This is a genomic window from Methylobacterium sp. E-025 (genome assembly GCF_022829705.1).
Classification (GTDB): Bacteria; Pseudomonadota; Alphaproteobacteria; order Rhizobiales; family Beijerinckiaceae; genus Methylobacterium.
In genome coordinates, this window is the sequence record NZ_JAKSYR010000025.1 from 1 (window position 1) to 16,907 (window position 16,907).

19 protein-coding genes and 1 pseudogene are annotated in these 16,907 nt (G+C 65.9%); 12 read left to right on the forward strand and 8 right to left on the reverse strand.

From position 1 onward, the window contains the following. Positions 1–264: 264 nt before the first annotated feature. Positions 265–702 (forward strand): annotated as a pseudogene (locus MKK64_RS01730) (sensor histidine kinase); the annotation flags it as partial. Positions 703–756: 54 nt separating this feature from the next. On the opposite strand, the gene MKK64_RS01735 reads toward MKK64_RS01730, so the two are convergent. Continuing rightward, positions 757–1,308 carry a PAS domain-containing protein gene (locus tag MKK64_RS01735; RefSeq protein ID WP_243931995.1) on the reverse strand — a complete coding sequence of 184 codons (552 nt, stop codon included), beginning with the start codon at positions 1,306–1,308 and terminating at the stop codon, positions 757–759. 499 nt (positions 1,309–1,807) lie between these two features. After that, the gene (locus tag MKK64_RS01740) at positions 1,808–2,041 is read right to left on the reverse strand and encodes a hypothetical protein (RefSeq protein WP_243931996.1); all 234 of its coding nucleotides are present in this window, start codon (positions 2,039–2,041) and stop codon (positions 1,808–1,810) included. 597 nt (positions 2,042–2,638) lie between these two features. On the opposite strand from MKK64_RS01740, the gene MKK64_RS01745 reads away from it, so the two are divergent. The 3 genes from MKK64_RS01745 (at position 2,639) to MKK64_RS01755 (ending at position 4,748) form a co-directional block, all read left to right on the forward strand. Next, positions 2,639–2,860, forward strand: coding sequence for a hypothetical protein (locus MKK64_RS01745; RefSeq protein WP_243931997.1), 222 nt, complete (start codon positions 2,639–2,641; stop codon positions 2,858–2,860). Between the two features lie 140 nt (positions 2,861–3,000). Further along, positions 3,001–3,825, forward strand: coding sequence for a cytochrome b/b6 domain-containing protein (locus MKK64_RS01750; protein WP_243932012.1), 825 nt, complete (start codon positions 3,001–3,003; stop codon positions 3,823–3,825). Further along, a complete protein-coding gene (locus tag MKK64_RS01755; RefSeq protein ID WP_243931998.1) occupies positions 3,822–4,748 on the forward strand; it encodes a molybdopterin-binding protein in 927 nt (308 codons plus the stop codon). Before MKK64_RS01750 ends, MKK64_RS01755 begins: the two co-directional genes overlap by 4 nt. A 36-nt stretch (positions 4,749–4,784) precedes the next feature. On the opposite strand, the gene MKK64_RS01760 is transcribed toward MKK64_RS01755, so the two are convergent. Beyond that, entirely contained in the window at positions 4,785–5,456 is a 672-nt protein-coding gene (locus MKK64_RS01760) for an HAD-IA family hydrolase (protein WP_243931999.1), read from the reverse strand. A 198-nt stretch (positions 5,457–5,654) separates the two neighbouring features. Beyond that, positions 5,655–6,791, reverse strand: a complete 1,137-nt coding sequence (locus MKK64_RS01765) for an alpha/beta hydrolase (RefSeq protein WP_243932000.1) — start codon at positions 6,789–6,791, stop codon at positions 5,655–5,657. A gap of 199 nt (positions 6,792–6,990) precedes the next feature. Between MKK64_RS01765 and MKK64_RS01770 the strand changes: the two genes are divergently transcribed. Beyond that, a complete protein-coding gene (locus MKK64_RS01770) occupies positions 6,991–7,200 on the forward strand; it encodes a hypothetical protein (RefSeq protein ID WP_243932001.1) in 210 nt (69 codons plus the stop codon). Positions 7,201–7,414: 214 nt separating this feature from the next. Then, entirely contained in the window at positions 7,415–8,497 is a 1,083-nt protein-coding gene (locus MKK64_RS01775) for a catalase family protein (protein WP_243932002.1), read from the forward strand. Here the strand turns inward: MKK64_RS01775 and MKK64_RS01780 are convergent. Then, on the reverse strand, positions 8,494–9,561 hold the full coding sequence (locus MKK64_RS01780) for an HWE histidine kinase domain-containing protein (RefSeq protein ID WP_243932003.1): 1,068 nt from the start codon (positions 9,559–9,561) through the stop codon (positions 8,494–8,496). The genes MKK64_RS01775 and MKK64_RS01780 overlap by 4 nt on opposite strands. Before the next feature lie 351 nt (positions 9,562–9,912). On the opposite strand from MKK64_RS01780, the gene MKK64_RS01785 reads away from it, so the two are divergent. Beyond that, complete coding sequence (locus MKK64_RS01785) at positions 9,913–11,040, forward strand: HWE histidine kinase domain-containing protein (protein ID WP_243932004.1); 1,128 nt, start codon at positions 9,913–9,915, stop codon at positions 11,038–11,040. A 40-nt stretch (positions 11,041–11,080) separates the two neighbouring features. Here MKK64_RS01785 and MKK64_RS01790 read toward each other — a convergent pair whose 3' ends face one another. Then, a complete protein-coding gene (locus tag MKK64_RS01790; protein ID WP_243932005.1) occupies positions 11,081–11,791 on the reverse strand; it encodes a Crp/Fnr family transcriptional regulator in 711 nt (236 codons plus the stop codon). Positions 11,792–11,906: 115 nt separating this feature from the next. On the opposite strand from MKK64_RS01790, the gene MKK64_RS01795 reads away from it, so the two are divergent. From MKK64_RS01795 to MKK64_RS01820, 5 genes are all read left to right on the forward strand, one after another. Then, positions 11,907–12,734: a Crp/Fnr family transcriptional regulator gene (locus MKK64_RS01795; RefSeq protein ID WP_313898876.1), complete on the forward strand. Its 828-nt coding sequence runs from the start codon at positions 11,907–11,909 to the stop codon at positions 12,732–12,734. 92 nt (positions 12,735–12,826) lie between these two features. Beyond that, positions 12,827–13,000, forward strand: coding sequence for a hypothetical protein (locus MKK64_RS01800; protein ID WP_243932006.1), 174 nt, complete (start codon positions 12,827–12,829; stop codon positions 12,998–13,000). A 169-nt stretch (positions 13,001–13,169) separates the two neighbouring features. Beyond that, the gene (locus MKK64_RS01805) at positions 13,170–13,805 is read left to right on the forward strand and encodes an NAD(P)-dependent oxidoreductase (protein WP_243932007.1); all 636 of its coding nucleotides are present in this window, start codon (positions 13,170–13,172) and stop codon (positions 13,803–13,805) included. Between the two features lie 33 nt (positions 13,806–13,838). Then, entirely contained in the window at positions 13,839–14,000 is a 162-nt protein-coding gene (locus tag MKK64_RS01810) for a hypothetical protein (protein ID WP_243932008.1), read from the forward strand. A 2-nt stretch (positions 14,001–14,002) separates the two neighbouring features. Continuing rightward, entirely contained in the window at positions 14,003–15,874 is a 1,872-nt protein-coding gene (locus tag MKK64_RS01820) for an ATP-binding protein (protein ID WP_313898877.1), read from the forward strand. A 41-nt stretch (positions 15,875–15,915) separates the two neighbouring features. Here the strand turns inward: MKK64_RS01820 and MKK64_RS01825 are convergent, their stop codons facing one another. Both MKK64_RS01825 and MKK64_RS01830 read right to left on the reverse strand, forming a co-directional pair. Beyond that, positions 15,916–16,116 (reverse strand): hypothetical protein, encoded by a 201-nt coding sequence (locus MKK64_RS01825; RefSeq protein WP_243932009.1) that lies wholly within the window; start codon positions 16,114–16,116, stop codon positions 15,916–15,918. A gap of 69 nt (positions 16,117–16,185) precedes the next feature. Further along, entirely contained in the window at positions 16,186–16,809 is a 624-nt protein-coding gene (locus MKK64_RS01830) for an alpha/beta hydrolase family esterase (RefSeq protein ID WP_279592994.1), read from the reverse strand. Between the last annotated feature and the right edge of the window lie 98 nt (positions 16,810–16,907).

Here is a 16,907-nt window from a genome sequence, read left to right on the forward strand (position 1 = left end):
GATCGCGAATTCATCCATCGTTTAAAGTGGACGGCATAGCGACAAGGTTCAACCCGATGTCGACTGTCGGCATCCCGGCGAACACACGCTCTCCCGGAGCCGAATGTGCCAGGCGGCCGACGAATGACCGCGTTCGTTGAGCCCAAACGCCGATCCTAACGGCTGAGTTGGGTCGCTAGCGGGTAGGCCGCTCAGGGGCGAGAGCAGTGCGGCTGCTTTCGGTCGCGGGCTGTGCTTATGCAGCCATAGGCACACACCGGGGTCGGCCTGTCGGCCGACCAGGTCGCCGCCCTGGTCCAGCTCGACCGACGCACGACCACGAACGGGACCGCTGGCAAGCGAGGCAGCGGCCTCGGCCTCCTGCTCTGCCGAAATCTCGTGGAGCGTCAGGGACGCACTCTAACCGTCGAAGGCGTGCCCAGCCGCGGCACCACGTTCGACTTCATCCTGCCGAGGCCGCGGTGGTCGGGAGGAAGCGCCTGGCACTGCTCGGGACCTGAACCCGCATGGCGTATCACCGGCGCGGGCGCACGTTTGACCGCACCCTCACCCGGACTCGCTCACGCCGACGCTAACGGACATTTCCATCGCTGCAGCGGAGGGTCCGGTGAAGCTTCCACCCGGCGGCATCACCTCCCTGATGTCGTTCACCGCCACCAAGACCAGGTTGGCGCCCCCCAACGCTGCAGGAGGCGGGGTTGAAGGAGATCCGACCCGCGCCGGGTGATGCCTCGCCACGGATCGGTTTCGCTGGGCTCAGTGGATGTTGCCCGACGCATCATCCCCGCCCTGCCGCCGGGCCAGGTCCCTGCCTACGGCGAACAGCAACGCGTCGACCATCGGCAGGAGATGGTCCGAGGCGCCTCCCAGGGCGAGCGACCTTGCCATGAGGATGTGCTCGGCGAGGGCGTCGAGTGCCGTGACCGGCGCGAACTCACCGGCGGACGGGGTCACCTCAAACCTTTCGAGCTCCGCCTGCGCGATCAGTCTTCGTCCTTGGGGCTTCACGTCGGTGATCTGCCCGAAAAAGCCGAGGAAGCCCCGTCGATTCGGCAACCATGAGGGGGTGGCGGAGTCGCTCACCCACACGTAGGTGCCGTCCTGGCGCCGGAGGCGATATTGCAGGGTGAACTCGCATCGTGCCGCGCAGGCATGCCGGAACGTCTCGACCATCAGGTCACGGTCGTCGGGGTGGATGACGCTCGCCCAGCCCGGCCCCAGGCCGGCCGGGGACCGCAGCCCAGTGACGGCGTACCACTCCGGACACATGTAGGTTGTCCGTCCCTCGTCGTCCGTAACCCAGATCATCGTGGCCTCCCTGGCTGGGCCGGCTCAAGGACGTGCGCCCGCACCGAAGATGGCTCCAATCCGGGTTTGCCGTGATGTTGCGGCAAAATCCATCGTCCTGCCAGGGGACCAACCAGTCCCCCTTGCATCCGCCATAGCCCATCCAGCCACGACCTGCCGCATCGGATCCGTGTCACCTGCCCACCTGGCCCAGCGCTTCAGCCTTCGGTGGGGTCTTAATGGAAGATCCCGCCGTGCTCCGGAGCTGAGCACAGCGATATTCCCACGTAGTCGCATCGCACGAACGCGGTGAACTCGGGCTAACTGGATCATTCCCTGGGCAACGAACCCTTCGCCGGCATCGACAGCGGCCATTGCGATGGCAGCGAGCTGAGACGCGCATGCGTCGTCGGTCGCGGCCGCATGAGCCAACGTGATCATCAGTTCCAGAACCTCCTCACCCATTGAGGCGAGATAGGCCTCAGCCCGAGCTTGGCCAGCGGCGCTGGCTTGATGCGCCTCAACCTCGCAGCGGGAAGCGCTCCATGAACCGCATGCCGTGCCATAGCTCGACCGCATGACCGGCCACGAACGCCTCGGCCTGACGCAGGGCGTCTTGATCGTCGAGGGCGGGTAGGTTTTCCAGTCTTACCACACGCCCGTCAGCGTTGACCAGGAAGGCATGATAACACGGTGGCACGGGTAGCCTGTCGAGATCGGCAAATCTCAAGTGTTTCGAGTTCATCGGCATCATGCCTCTCCGTTCGTGAGAGCACGATGGGTCAGGTCGTCCGCTCGTATCGGAGGTTAGCGAAGATTTAACAATGCTCACCTAAATTTGATAAAATTATACCTATGCCAATTAAAAAGGCGCGCCGGGTCAGGGCGCGCCGAGGTGAGTTGAGAACAGTTCACGGGGAGAACCGAGTTGAGCCCTAGCATGAAGCCCGGGAACCGATTGCTCATTTGATCGACACGACGAGGAATGCGCCCGTCACCACCGGCCCATCCCGGAGCCGGCACCTGTTTGGTGGCGGCCTGCACGTCGGAGAGCAAAGCCAGTGGGCCCTGCATCGAGATGATGTGCGGGGATTGGCGCTCATACGGGCCGTCGACCGAAGGCGTTCTTCGGAACTTGATGGCGAGGCTGAAACTTGCGGCCTCTCGATCCCGTAAGCCTCCTCGAAGACCCCGACCCAAGCATGTTCGAAGCATAAGCTTCCGAGCGTGCCTTAACTTGTCTAATTGGCAAGCTTGATGTTAAATCATTCGGCTTAGATCGGAACAAGTATGGAATTATTCTGTTTTCACAAAGGTTGAATGAGACATTCAGCACTACAGGAGATCCCGCATGAAGAAGTTTACTCTCGCCCTCACCGCCCTGGCCGCCCTTAGCGGCGTGTCCCTGGCAGCCGGTGCCGCAACGGCCGCCCCGATGGCCGTCAACGGCCTGCAGTCCGATACCGGCGTGACCCAGGTCCGCATGATGCACGGTGACCGGATGATGATGAAGAAGCGCATGATGAAGCGCCGGATGATGAAGAAGCGCATGATGATGAAGCGCGGCATGTAATTCGAGGCGTCCTACGCTTCCGGAGGTCCCGGTCCAGGGGCCTCCACCCTTTTTGAGGATCGCCTGAGGAAGACCGTTTGCCCCGCACCTACCTAACGCGCTCCGCGCCCGACACGGGCGAGGTCGAGACACGACGCTGGATGTTCCGGCACCCGGTCGTCATCCGCGTCGCGCACTGGGTCAACGCGATCTGCCTCCTCGTGCTGCTGATGAGCGGCCTGCAGATCTTCAACGCCCACCCTGCCCTGTACTGGGGCAAGGTCTCCACCTTCGACACGCCGCTGATGGCGATGTCCTCGACGGAGGACGATCCGCCGAGGGGCGTCGTCACCATCCTTGGGCGGACCTTCGACACCACCGGCTGGCTCGGCTCCTCGGCAGGTGCCGACGGCGAGGCGGCCGACCGCGGCTTCCCGTCCTGGGCGACCCTGCCGAGCGACCAGGACCTCACCGGTGGCCGAAGCTGGCACTTCTTCTTCGCCTGGGCCTTCGTCCTGAACGGCCTCGCCTACCTGTTCTACGGGCTGGGCAGCGGACAGCTTAGGTTCCGCGTGATCCCGTCGCGCGACCAGGTCCGACACTTCGGCGCTTCGGTATGGGAGCACCTGACGCTGCGTTTCCCTGAAGGTGACGAGGCCAAGCGCTACAACGTCATCCAGAAGCTCACCTACCTCGTCGTGCTGTTCGTGCTCCTGCCCGCTCAGGTCCTGGCGGGGCTGGCGATGTCGCCGGCCATGGATGCGGCCTTTCCCTTTCTGCTGACGCTGTTCGACGGGCGCCAGTCGGCGCGCACGGTCCACTTCGTCGTGGCGGCCCTGCTCGTCCTGTTCGTAGTCGTGCACGTCGCCCTGGTCGTCCTCTCGGGCTTCCGGAACAACATGCGTGGCATGATCACCGGCTGGTTCGTCATCGAGCGGAAGGTCGAGCCGTTACCGGAGCGGACGTCGACGGAGGCCGCCTCGTGATCCGGCAACCAAGCCGCCGCTCCCTCCTGCTCGGCGCCACCGCCGCCGCCGGTACCGCGATGCTCGGCGGCTGCGACCGCCTCGGCAACGCGGAGTGGTTCAGGCGCACCCTCAAGACCGGCGAGGACGCCAACCTCTTCGTCCAGCGCCTGCTGCTCACCGACCGGACACTGGCACCTGAGTTCGCAGAGGCCGACATCTCGCCGTGGTTCAAGCCGAACGGTACCGAGGACCCGCCGGACAAGGATTACAAGGCCCTGGTGAAGGGTAAGTTCGCCAAGTACCACCTGGAGGTTGGCGGCCTCGTGGAAGCGCCCTTCAAACTGTCGCTGGCCGAGCTCCGCAAGCTTCCCGCCCGCACCCGGATCACCCGGCACGATTGCGTCGAGGGCTGGAGCGCCATCGGCAAGTGGACCGGGGTGCCGCTCGCCGACCTCCTCTCCCGGGCCAAGCTGAAACCGGAGGCGCGCTACGTGGTGTTCCACTGCGCCGACACCATGGACCAGGGCAGTCCGCTGGAAGGCGGCGAGGAAGGCGCGGAGACCGACGAGGCGGCTCCCGCCGGCAACGCCAACCCGGCGATGACCAAACAGTCGGGCAGTGGCGAGAGCAGGAAGGATTCCGGCGGCCAGCAGGCGTCGGAGGACACCGCGGCCAGCGGCGGATCGCCGGTCCGGTACTACGAGAGCATCGACCTCGTGGACGCGTTCCACCCACAGACGATCCTCGCCTACGAGATGAACGGCAAGCCGCTTCCCGTCTCGAATGGTGCCCCGCTGCGCCTGCGCGTCGAACGCAACCTCGGCTACAAGCAGGCCAAGTACGTGATGCGCATCGAGGTGGTCGAGAGCTTCGCGCAGCTCGGCGAGGGCAAGGGTGGCTACTGGGAGGACCAGGGCTACGCCTGGTATGCCGGCATCTGAGGTGGCAGGGACGTGCCGTCGACGTTCACGCGGGACCTAGATCCGCGCCATTTCCGAGGCGACGTCCAGCAGGGTTTCCCCGGTCACGGCGGGTCCCTTAAGGACAGCCGAGTACGGCCGGCCCCGTGCGACGTAGCCTGCCATGAGGCCTGCGATCTTGGCACCGTGCAGGTCCCAGGGATGGGTCGCGATCAGGGCCATCTCGCCCGGTGCGACCCCAGCGGTCTGGGCCGCATAGAGATAGACCTCGGCACGCGGTTTCGAGAGCTTCACGTCCTCTACGGAAAGAATTTGCTCGACCATCCCGTCCATGCTCGCCGCAGCGAGCAATCCCTGCGTGGTCTTGACCGCGCCGTTGCTCAACGCGCAGACCCTGACGCCGGAATCGACCAGAACTTGGAATGCGGCCTTGGCGTCCCCGTGCGGGGGAAGGGCCCTCATCATGTCGAGCACGGCCTGCTTATCCTTCGAGGAAGCAGTGAGACCCTGCATGGCGAGCAACTCGTCGAGGCACGCCGATAGAACTGCCTGGAAGGGCGCGAAGCTGTTGGTGGTAGCAAGGGCGAAGGTGTCCCTCAAGCCGGCCGTGTAGAGGAGATCGAGGGCAAGCGACGGCAGACCCAACCCGACCAGGGGCGCCCGCATCGGCTCCATGCTGAACACGGTGCCGATGATGTCGAAGGCGACGACCTTGGGGCGGTGGGGCATGACGGTTCCGATGTCGGTCGGCGCACTGGGGTCGAAGGGGTAGCGGGGGTGATCTTCGAAGAGGTTCGAGGTATCGGTGGCGTGGGGCCACGCCGTGAATGATGCCTTTCGACGCGAACGCGGGCCGTCCCCCCTTGGAAGGTCGGCCCGCATTGACGTCTTAGATTTCGCCGGTGGTTTCGCCCGGCCGGCGTCAGGTCACTTGGCGCCGGTGGTACCGGTGGCCATCCCACCGGAGGCGGCCTTGAGGTCGGCGATGACGGCGTTCTCGGCTTCCTTGGCCTTGGCCACGACGTTGCCCATGCCGAAGAACTCGTGGGTCACGCCGGGGTAATCGCGGTAGGTCACCTGGCCGCCCGCAGCCTTGATCTTGGCGGAGAGCATCTTGCCGTCGTCGTGCAGCGGGTCGATCTGCGCGGTCACCACCGTGAACGGGGGCAGGCCCTTAAGGTCGGCCTTACCGACGATGTCGAGGCGCGGGTCCGCCCGGTCGGCGTCGTTGCGCACGGTCTGGTCGTAGAACCAGGCCATCATCGGCTTGTCGAGGGGCTTGGCCGAGGCGTTGTCCTTGTAGGACTGCGTGTCGAGGTTGGTGCCGGCCATCGGGTAGACGGCGACGACCTGCACCGGCTTCTCGACGTTCCCGTCACGGGCCATGATGGCCACGTTAGTCACGAGGTTGCCGCCGGCGGATTCACCGAGCAGAGCGACCTTTGACGGGTCGCCGCCGAAGCTTTTTGCGTTGGCGAGCGCCCACTTGTAGGCGGCGAAGGCGTCCTCGTGTTGGGCCGGGAACTTCGCCTCCGGCGCGTGCCGGTACTCGACCGAGACCACCACGGCCTTTGCGCCCTTGGCGATGGCGCGCGGGGTGGCGTCGTAGGTGTCGAGGTCGGCGATCACGAACCCGCCGCCGTGGTAGTACACCACGACCGGCAGCGGACCCGCAGCACCCTCCGGCGTGTAGATCCGGACCTTCTGGGATACGCCGCCGGTCTCGTAGGCCAGCTCCTTCGTCGTCACGCCAGGCTCGGGTGCCGTCGGCTTGCCCTGCTCCGTGAGCAGCGCCTTGACGCCATCGGTCGGGCTCGGTTGCTTGCGGGCGTCCTGCGGCGAGAGCTTCGGAAGCGGCTTCGGATCGAGCTTCTTCAGGGCGTCGAGGACGTGCTTCATGTCGACGTCGAGATTGGCCATCGGTGAGCCGGTCACCGTCGAGACGGCACCGTCGAAATGATCCTTCATCGTCGGCTGCGCCTGCGCCCAGGCCGCGGAAGCGGTCAGGAGTACGGTGCCGGCAAGCAGGGCAGCAAGCGCATGCGACTTCGTTCGAACGATCATGTGGTGTTCCTGGTGTAGGAAACGGACCGCCCATGAAACGGGCAGGTTCTCGACCAGGGCAACCACACCTGTGTCGTGGCGTTCCTTACGTGCCCCGCCTGATGACGTAGGCGTGATGACACCGACCAAGCCTGGAACCCCATACGCCATCGGAGCTTGGCTCGCTGGGAAGAAGCCCAGTCCTAGAAAAAGGAACATCATGTCGAGCGACACTGAGAAGCATCATGCGTTGCTCAGCGCGCTCAAGGCTGCACAGGGCAAGGCCGACGGTTCCTTCGAGCTGGCCGTCACCAATGCCTTCGAGCATGTCTTCGAGCACCTTGGGCGCCTAAACTCACACGTCTCGGTCGGTGGGCCCCACGGCGAGGATCGCCCCCTGCAGGATGGGGAGACCACGACCCTTCGGTAAGTCTCCTCTGCTGTCTCCTGCATTCCCTATGTCGGCCCGACCAACGCGCGTAGGGATGCCTTCAAGGTGGGCCAGGCCGTCCTTTGTACCGAATGACCTCATGCATCGGTTTCCAGGCAGGATTTCGGATTTCGAAAGCACATGGCACCTGGAATCGACCGCGCTCTTTCCGGCTGCGGCCCGTTTCCTTTCCCCGCACCCTACGAGGCGCCGCATGACCTACCTTCGATACGCCCCCGACATCGAGACGCCCGCCGCGGACGAGCAGAAGACGATTGAGGGCATCATCAAGGGCATGACGCAGCAATCGGAGACCGTCGAGGCCCGCGAGCACCATGCCGTACGCGCCAGCCACGCCAAGAGCTCGGCCTGTGTCACGGGCGAGTTGACGATCGCCGCCGGCCTGCCGCCTGAACTGGCCCAAGGGTTGTTCGCCACGCCCGGCACCCACCCCGTGGCCGTCCGCTTCGCGCAGGGGCCGGGCGAGACCCTGGGCGACCGGGTGTCAACCCACCGCGGCATGTCCATCAAGGTGTTCGACGTCCCCGGCGAGAAGCTGCCCGGCCACGCCGTCGATACCCAGGACTTCGTGCTCGCGACCGGGACCACCTTCCCCTCGGGTACGGCGGCCGGCTTCCTGCGCGACGGCACGGTCATCGGCAAGTCGACCGGGCTGCCGGAAGGGGTCAAGAGTGCGGTCTCGTCGACCATGCGCAATCTCAACCGGGCGCTCCATGCCTTCGGGACCGAGAGCGCGCTGGCAGACTTCTTCGGCCATCCCTACAGCCATCCCCTTGCCGACAGCTACTTCAGCCAAGCGCCGGTCCGCTACGGTGACTACGTCGCCAAGCTCGGGGCCGTGCCGGTAACGGAAAGCCAGCGCACCCTGTCCGAGTGGCGGCTCGATCCGCACCAGGACGAGGACGGCTTCCGCCATGCCACGGTCGCCTTCTTCCGGGAGAACGAAGTGTTGTTCGAGTTGAAGGCTCAGCTCTGGGCCAACGTCGAGAGCCAACCCATCGAGGACGCCTCGGTCGACTGGCCCGTCTCGATCAGCCCTTACCGCACCGTGGCCACGCTGCGCCTGCCCCGGCAGGATGCCTACTCAGTGGATCGCGTGCGCTACTTCGACGAGGTGATGACGTTCCGTCCTGCCTACAGCCTCGCGGCACATCGGCCGCTCGGCTCCGTGATGCGGGCGCGACTGCAGGTCTACCAAGCCTTGAGCGCGTTCCGCCATCGGGAGAACGGCGTGGTCGCGCAGGATACCGCGAGCATCGACCAGATCCCGGCCTAGGACCCGCGTTCTGTGCGCCGATGTGCATAGCCTGGAAGGCCGACCCTGTATCCTCGGCCATAGGCTCCCGTTGGAGCCGCCGGCATCGGAAGCGCGACGGCGATTCTGAGGCCGTCCGGATCATAGGCGATGTCGACTTTGGCGCCGACCTGCTGGGTCAGGACGCGATTGAGCAGTTGCGAGCCGAAGCCTTCCCGCGTCGGCAACGCGACGGGCGCTCCGTCATGCTCGTTCCACGTCCAGTGCAGGACGGACCCCTCGGGAGCTTCCTCGACGGACCAGTCCACTGCAACCCTGCCGTCCGGATCGGCGAGTGCACCGTGTCGGATGGCGTTCGTCGTCATCTCGTGCAGCGCCATCCCGACCGGAACCGCCAGTTCCGAAGGAAGGAGCACTCGGGGTCCCCTCAGCGTCACACGCCGTAGGCCGGGCCTGTCGTAGGCTTCGAGTTCCGTGCGGAGCAGGTCCTCGAAGGGGACGACCTGGACATGGTCCTCCGTGATCAGCGCGTGCGTCTTGGCGAGGGAGGCGATACGGCCGGAGAAGGCCTGCCGAAACTCCGACAGGCCGAGAGAGGAACGCAGGGTGGCGTTGAGCACGGCCTGGACCGTGGCAAGCGTGTTCTTCACCCGATGGTGGAGCTCGCGCACCAGCATGGCCTGGCGGTCCTCGGAGGCGCGACGTTCGGTGACGTCCCGTTGCGCCGACATCCACCGCGTGATGCGGCCATCCCCGTCACGCAGGGGCGTGATCAGCCATTCGACGACGTAGGTCGAGCCGTCCTTGCGATGGTTGATCGCTTCGCCCTGGAACGCCTCGCCGGCGTTGAGCGCCGTGCGCATCCTGTCGATGACGCTCCGGTCCGTGAGCGGTCCCTGGAGGAGGCGCGGGCTGCGGCCCAGGACTTCGACGGCCTCGTATCCGCTCATGCGGGTGAAGGCGGGATTGACGTACTCGATGCGGGGCCCGGGGTGGTCGAGCTCGCCACAGGTGATCAGGATGGCCTCGCCGGACCCCTCTACCGCGGCCAAGAGAACCTCCAGGTCGGGCCTGACCCCTGCCATGATGTGTTCCTCCCGCAAGACCGCCCCCTGTCGGCCCACGATCTTAGACCCAAACGGACAACTTCCGGCGCGGACCGTTGTTTCTACCTGCGGCACTGCCCCCTGGGCGAGCCGCGTTCCGGACGGATGGCTCATCGAGAACCCGGCGTGATCGCGTCATGTCCAGCGGTTCGTGGGATCGTGGGCGTAGGGGGACATGACATGGGTATCCCCATCCGGGGAGATCAAAGGCAGTTCCGGTCGAGCAAATCAAAAAATACGATCCTATGATGATGCCACCAGGATTCCATCACGGTATCCCTGGATCATCGCATGTGGCCCGAGCATTCACAGGCCATGTAGGATCAGGCCATGACCCAGGGCATAGACCGGGTGCAGACCTCGAACGTGGTCCCCCTGCGGACCGGCGTCCCCCCGTCTTCCGGAGCGTCGAGCGGTCCGTATCGTCTGGATCTTCCCTCGGGCGAGATCGAGAACAATGCCTACGACCGATGGAACGCCTGGAACCTGGGTCGCGAGCTCATTTCTGCGAGCCAGGACTGCGTCGAGGTGATCGACGACCTGGGTCACCTCCGCCTCCGGAACCCGATGGCCCGTCGCATGCTCGGCGACGACGACATCGCCGATGCCGGCGACGGATCATGGTCCCTGTCGTGGCCCGTGGTCGTTCGCGAAGTCGCCTCGGACGCCTTGGCCGTGGCGGCCACGGTCGGCACCGCGCGTTTCGACGGGTGGCGCGCCGCCGCCCAGGGCGGGACGGTGTATTGGGACGTCGTCCTCTCGCGCATCGTCGACGTGGACGGCCGGCTCGTGGGCATCCTAGCCGTCTCCCGTGACATGACCCAATTGCGCCGGATCGAGGACGGACACGACCTTCGCGGTCGGGAACTCAGCCATCGCCTCAAGAACATGTTCGCCCTGGTCAACGGCCTCGTCACCCTTTCGGCGCGCAACCTCCCATCCGTCCAATCCTACGCCGGAACTCTGCGCAACCGCTTCACGGCCATGAGCCGGGCGCTCGAATATCTCCATGTCGCCCCGCCGGACGAGCGATCGTCGCGTCCGCAGCAGACCCTGCAGGGGCTTCTGGCCGCGTTGCTCGATCCCTACGACGACGTTGGCGAGGAGCGTCGGTTCATCCACGGCGGGGTGGACGACGTCCCGGTCGGCGACGGATCGGTGACGGGTCTGGCGCTCGTCATCCACGAGTTGGCCACGAACGCGATCAAGCACGGTGCCCTGTCCGAGGAGGGTGGTACCGTCACCATCGACTGTCGACGGGCCGGCAACGACATGAGCCTCGTCTGGACCGAACGGGGCGGTCCCCCTATCCGCACGCCGCCGTGCCATGAGGGTTTCGGCTCGAAGCTGACCGAGCGAACCGTACGGGGGCAGCTTGCCGGGACGATCTCGCACCATTGGGATGTCGAAGGTCTGAGGGTCGTCATCGGCCTGCCATGGGCCAACCTGGCATCCTGAGCGTGGACCGGATCGGCAAGGCCCACGCCTCCGTGTCTTCCTAGCCGTCGACGAGCCGCACGTACTCGGCTTCCGCCACCCCGTAGGAGTCGCCCGCGAGCCTGAGCAACGCGGCTCGGCTTCGCACCGTGATGGTGCCTCGCCGCGTCCCGATGACGTCGGCGCGCTCAAGGGTGGCGACGGCCGTCGTCAGGCCGGTGCGGTTGACCCCCAGCATCAGGGAGAGGAACCGATGGGTCGTCGGGAGGAGGTCGCCGTCGACGCGGTCGTGGCACATCAGGAGCCAGCGCGCGAGACGCCGCTCCAACCCGTAGCGGCCGTTGGCAAGCGCCATCGAGGCGACCTGGACGTTCAAGGCCTGTGCGTAGCGAAGCAGGCCATCGCGGAGACCAGGACTGTCGCGCAGGGCCTCCCGCATCTTGCCGCCCGGCATCGACCAGGCCATCCCCGCCATCTGGACCCGGCCTTGGTCCGGTGTCCGCCCGGCGCCGAGCAGCACCGGCACTCCGACCATGCCCTCCCGTCCGACCAGCCCGAGCTCGATCTGGCCGGCGTCCGCGGATGCGGCGATGAGAGAGACGATGCCCCGCTCGACGAACCACACCCGTGGGATCGGCGTGTCGGCGGCGATCAGCATCTCGCCCACAGCGAGGGGGACCTCGTCGAGGTGAGGCTGCAGAAGGGCGAAATCTTCGGGCGTCAGAACCGCGAGGAGATGGTTCCGACACTGATCCTGAATGGGGTGGGCCACGGTTCCGTCATCCTCGGGACGGGGGGCACCGTGCCTCGACCACTTCCCTCAAGATGCGCCGGGCCCCATCCGCATCAAAGGGGGACGCACCGGAAATCGGCGCGAAAACCATCCTATGATTGCACAGCGTCGTTTTACCGACCTATGGTTACATAGCACTTTGAAACGAAATGGCTTGATGCAACATGCGCTGATCCGGAAGTTGGAGAGTTACGAGACGCTGTCCGACAAGGACCTGCGGGCGCTGAACGCGTTGGTGCCTCGAATTCGTCAGGTCGGGGCCCGTGTCGACCTGGCGAGCGAAGGCGATCCGCCCGACAACGTCCACCTCGTGCTCGATGGGTTCGCCTGCCGCTACAAGGTCCTCGCAGACGGCAGCTGCCAGATCATGGCCTACCTCGTCCCGGGCGACTTCTGCGACCTGAACGTCTTCATCCTTGACCAGATGGACCATAACATCGGCACGATCTCGAAGTGCCAGGTGGCGGACATCCCGCGTCAGGCCATCGAGGAGATCACGGCGAACTATCCGCTCATCACGCGGGCGTTCTGGTGGTGCAACCTCGTCGACGAGGCCGTCCTGCGGGAATGGCTGGTCAACATGGGTGTGCGCGCCGCCGACGAGCGCATCGCCCACCTGATCTGCGAACTCCATGCGCGCCTTGAGGCCGTAGGGCGCTGCAAGGACAACAGCTACGCGTTTCCGTTCACCCAGACCGACATCGCCGACACGATGGGTCTCTCCAACGTTCATGTGAACCGGACCCTGCGCGACCTGCGGGGCATGGGGCTGATCACGCTGAAGAACAGCGTCATGACGATTCTCGACGTGGAGCGCCTGAAGGATTTCTGCAAGTTCAACCCGAACTACCTTCATCTTAAGAGCGCGCGCTGGGTCGACCGGCGGAGCGTCGTCTGGGCCAACCTATCGCAGGGAAGCTAGCCGTGCCCGCGCGAGGCAACGTCGAGACGCTTGTCACGATGCAGCCGATCGCCGTGGACACCGGGAGTGACGACCGGGATGGGATGCTAGTGATGGCGAACGGGATGCTGGTCGCGGTCCTGGTCCAGCTCGCCATGACCGATCACGAGGAGGCCGGCGATTGGTTCGTCGAGGTCGCCTTGGGTCGTCTCCGCGTGCACCGTACCCCGACGTTCGGGAACCTCGACGACGCGACCCGTTGGGTGCGCCAGCGCCTTCGGGCGTGATGCGCATCGCGGTGGTCGAGGGCTTCGCTGTGATTGGCGAAGGCAAGGGCGGTCTCTGGGAGGACCAGGGTTACGCCTGATACGGCGGAAACCGACCGCATCTGAATTGATCGGTATGGCGCGGTCTCACCCTGTGCCCCCTTGCGGTCATCGCCACCCGGGAGGCCCCATGGCCCACGTTCTCGTCATAGGTGCCAGCAACGGCATCGGCCTGGAAACGGTCAAGGCGGCCCTGGGGGCCGGGCACCGCGTGCGTGCCTTCGCCCGCTCGGCCGCCAGGATCGACCTGTCCGGGGCTAACCTGGAGCGCTTCACGGGCGACGCCCTAAAAGTCGCCGACGTCGAGGCCGCGCTCGTAGGTGTCGATGGCGTGGTCCAGGCGCTGGGGGTTCCGTTCCGAGACCTGTTCGGGCCGGTGCGCTTGTTCTCGGATGCGACCAACGTGCTCGTGCCCGCCATGGAGAAGGCCGGCGTCCGTCGCCTCATGTCGGTGACCGGCTTCGGGACGGGCGACAGCCGGGAGGCGGTCGGCCTCCTGCAGCGGGTACCGTTCCGGCTCGTGTTCGGGCGTGCCTACGACGACAAGGACGCGCAGGAAATCCGCATCCGGAAGAGCAGCCTGGATTGGACGCTGGTGCGGCCAGGCGTCCTCACCGGTGGGGCCGCCACCGGCCGATACCAGGTCCTCGACGAGCCGACCTCATGGCGGAACGGCCTGATCCCGCGGGCCGACGTGGCACACTTCATCGTTCAGAGCCTCCAGAACGACTCCTACGTCAAGAAGGCCGTGGTTCTGGTCGGATAGTTTTTGGAACGGGATGGCCCGTCCGAATGGCCGATGCCGAGCCATGGACGCTGGAATGGTTACGACCCGGCACGGGAACACGCGGTGGGAGATTCGATCATCAACGCTTTTGACAACGCCGACGCCGAAGAAGCCCGGACCGTCATCGAGATCGTGTCGGACGACAGAGCCGATCAACGCGGAGAAGGGTTTTGAACGTGAGCGGAACGGACGGCCTGCAGGAGCTTCTCCGCCAGCAGACGACGCTCGCGCGCTTCGGGGAGCTCGCCCTTCGATCCGACGATCTCGACGAGATCCTGACGGAGGCCTGCCGGCTTGCGGGCCAAGCTCTCGGGACCGACCTCGCGAAGGTCGTCGAGCTCCAGCCGGACGGGAAAACCCTTCGCGTGCGCGCGGGGGTCGGCTGGAAGGAGGGCGTCATCGGAAAGGCGACCATCACCGCAGAGCACGACACCTCGGAAGGGCATGCGTTGCGGACTGGCGAGCCCATGATCTCGCCCGACATCGCGAAGGAGACGCGGTTTCGATACTCGCAGTTCCTAATCGACAACGATGTGAAGGCGGTGGCCAACGTCCTCATCATCGGCGGTCACGGGAAGCCGCCGTTCGGCATCCTCCAGATCGACAGCCACGTTCCCCGCCAGTTCATCGAGAGCGATACCCTCTTCCTGCGCAGCTACGCCAACCTGCTCGCGGGTGCCGTCGACCGCATTCGCGTCACCGGCGAGGTTCGGGACGACGAGGCGCGTGTGCGAACCGCACTTGAGCAGCGCGTCGCCGAGCGCACCCGCGCGCTGACCGAAGCCAACGACAGGCTCCGCGCGGAGGCCGAGGAGCGCGGACGGATCGAGGAGACGCTGCGCCAATCGCTCAAGATGGAGGCCGTCGGGCAGTTGACCGGAGGGCTGGCGCACGACTTCAACAACCTGTTGGCCGGCATCTCCGGTAGCCTGGAACTGATCCGGTCGCGCTTGAGGCAGGGCCGCGCCTCGGAGGTCGACCGCTACGTCGACGTCGCGATGACCTCGGTCGAGCGGGCCGCCGCGCTCACCCACCGGCTCCTCGCCTTCTCGCGGCGCCAGACGCTCGATCCCAGGGCGACCGACGTCAATCGGTTGGTCGCGGGCATGGAGGACCTGTTCAGTCGAACGGTCGGGCCGGGGATCGCGGTCGAGACCAGGCTGGCGGACGACCTTTGGCCGGTGCTGTGCGATCCGAACCAGCTCGAAAACGCGCTGCTCAACCTGGTCATCAACGCTCGGGACGCGATGCCCGATGGCGGTCCCCTCATGATCGAGACCCGGAACGCGACGGTTCCGGATACGCGTCCCGGAGCAGACCCCACGACGTCGAAGATGCCGGCGGGCGAGTACATGGGCCTCTTCGTCACGGACGAAGGCACCGGCATGCCACCGGAGGTGATCGCCCGTGCATTCGATCCGTTCTTCACGACCAAGCCCACCGGTGAGGGCACGGGCCTCGGCCTCTCGATGATCTACGGCTTCGTCCAGCAATCGGGCGGCCACGTCCTCCTGGATAGCGAGGCCGGCCAGGGCACCGTGGTGTCGATCTACCTGCCGCGGCATCTCGGGTCGGCGGACGTCGCGAAGCCGGCCGGCTCGGTGACCAGTCCGGCGGCTGCCGAAGCGGGCACGGTCGTGCTCGTGGTCGAGGACGAGGTCGCCGTGAGGATGGTGATCGTCGAGGTGCTCTCCGAGCTCGGCTACTTCGTGCTGGAGGCCGAGGACGGGCAGTCCGGACTGCGGATCATCGAGTCCCGCGTCCGCATCGATCTCCTCCTGACCGACGTCGGCCTTCCCGGCGGAATGAACGGGCGTCAACTCGCCGACGCGGCGAGGGCGCACAGTCCCGAACTGAAGGTTCTCTTCCTCACGGGCTACGCCGCGAGCGCCGCCGTCAGGAACGGCCGGATGGAGGCGGGCATGGAAATCATGATCAAGCCGTTCGCCTTGGACGCGCTCGCGGCCCGGATCGAGGGCATGCTCCGGATGGATCGAAGGATCGAGATACCCGCCACCGCCGTGGGTATGCAAGCGAGCCCGGGTTGAGCATTGGGAGGATCGAACGCCTGCCGGTAAGCGCATAACGGTCAGTGCCGACGAGGACCGTCGTCCCTTGTGTGGGACATGAAGAACCGCAGCATCTCGCGACTGGCGTCGGGCCCCTTCGGATCGGTGTAGGAGCCGACCTGGCTGCCGCCGGCCCAGGCGTGGCCCGCCCCATGAAGGAGCCACTGTTCCGTTTCCTGATTGCCGGCCGGGGTGGACATCACCGTCTTCGTGTAGGCCATCCCGCTCGGGGCATGGCCCGTGCTCACCGACGTCCGCAGGTCGCCGGCCGGCCTTGCCTGTGCGATGGCCTAGTCATCGTTGACGGGGGAGACGGTCCTGTCCCGGTCACCGTGGAATACGATGGTCGGCAGCGGCCGCGGCGCCCTCACGGGACGGATCAAGGCGCCCCTTCGCATCGCGGAGAAGGCGGACGAGACGCCCTTGGCCGAACCTCCGGCCAAGCCGGAATGGATGCCGATGGCGGCATAGAGATCCGGGTAGGCCAGCGCCATGATCGCCGCGGCGGCCCCGCCGGACGAGAGGCCCGAGACATAGATTCTGGCGGGATCGACGGCGAAGTCCTGCATGATCCGGCGCGTCATTCCGGCCAGGATCGACGGCTCGCCCCGGTCGCGCCGCTGGTCGCCGGGCCTGTACCAGTTCCAACTCCTGGCGATGTTGGCCGACCTCGGCTGGTCCGGGTAGGCGACGAGGAACCCCTGTTCCTCGGCCATCGCGTCCATCCGGGTCCCGATGGCGAAGTCGCGCGGCGTCTGGGAGCTGCCGTGCAGCATCACCACGAGGGGCACGGGCCGCCCGTCGTAAACGGACGGGACGTAAAGGCGGTAGGCCCGGCTCCCGGCGAGGTTCCCGAACCGACGCTCAAGCACCGGTGGTGCTCTCAGTGGGGCGATCCCCGCAATTACAGTCATCAGGATACTCTCCTCGAGGAGAGCCGTCGGCGTCGCCGAGGCGCGACGAAGCAATCCGCCGATGATCCATCGGGCTCATCGATGGCGGCCTTCACGGC